The 953-nt window shown below is 58.9% G+C and carries 1 protein-coding gene; it reads left to right on the forward strand.

Translation table 11 applies throughout. The features are described from left to right. Positions 1 to 144: 144 nt before the first annotated feature. On the forward strand, positions 145 to 953 hold an 809-nt coding region (istA, locus tag CFR80_RS18445), incomplete at its 3' end, for an IS21 family transposase (RefSeq protein WP_110507866.1).

Raw genomic sequence — 953 nt, forward strand, 5'->3', positions numbered from 1 at the left:
TGTGAGTGCTGGTTGTAATCTCCCCAAATGTGCTGGTTGAAAATTCCCCAGTTTGAGGACTGTGCGTGATCGTCATGGGGGCATGCCCCCATGACGATCACGCGGCACATTTATCCCTGCTGATGCCAAAGGAAGGGCGAGCAGGTGATAGGACTCAGGGAGGTCGTTTTGATCCAGGAACTCAAAAGACAGGGGCTCAGCATCAGCGCCATCGCGCGCCAGACAGGGCTCGATCGCAAGACAGTGAAGAAGTATCTGGCCAATGGGCTGGAGACTCCAGCCTATGCACCGCGTAAACCGGTGGCCAGCGCAGCAGAACCTTATCGAACCTATCTGTTGGAGCGGATGGCAAGTTATCCCGGACTTTCATCGCGCAGGCTGCATCGTGAAATTCGCGACATGGGATATGACGGTGCCTATTCATCGCTGACGGAATATCTCCGGCAAATCCGCCCCCCGCTGCCCAGGCCTTATGAGCGGCGCTTCGAGACCGGAGCCGGCGTTCAGGCGCAGGTCGATTTTGCGGAATTCCAGACAGTCTTCACCGGCGAGCCAGGCATCGTGCGCAAGGTCTGGTTGTTCAGCATGGTGCTGGGGCACAGTCGCTGGCTGTGGGGACGTTTCTGCCCGAACCAGGGTCTGGAAACAGTGATGCGTTGCCACATCGCCGCCTTCGAGGCGATGGCGGGCTGCTGCACGGAAATTCTCTACGATCGCATGAAGACCGCTGTCATCGGTGAGGATGATGCGGGCGTGGTGACCTACAATGCCTCGCTGGTGGCGCTTCTGGCCCATTATGGCAGCGCCCCCAGAGCCTGCCAGCCCTATCGCGCCAAGACCAAGGGCAAGGTCGAGCGACCCTTCCGCTACATCCGTCAGGACTTCTTCCTTGGCCGCAGTTTCCATGATCTCGATGACCTCAACGCCCAGTTCGACGTCTGGCGCGCGGATAT

Origin of the sequence: Komagataeibacter oboediens, assembly GCF_003207815.1 — a bacterium.
In the GTDB taxonomy this organism is placed as follows: Bacteria; Pseudomonadota; Alphaproteobacteria; order Acetobacterales; family Acetobacteraceae; genus Komagataeibacter; species Komagataeibacter oboediens.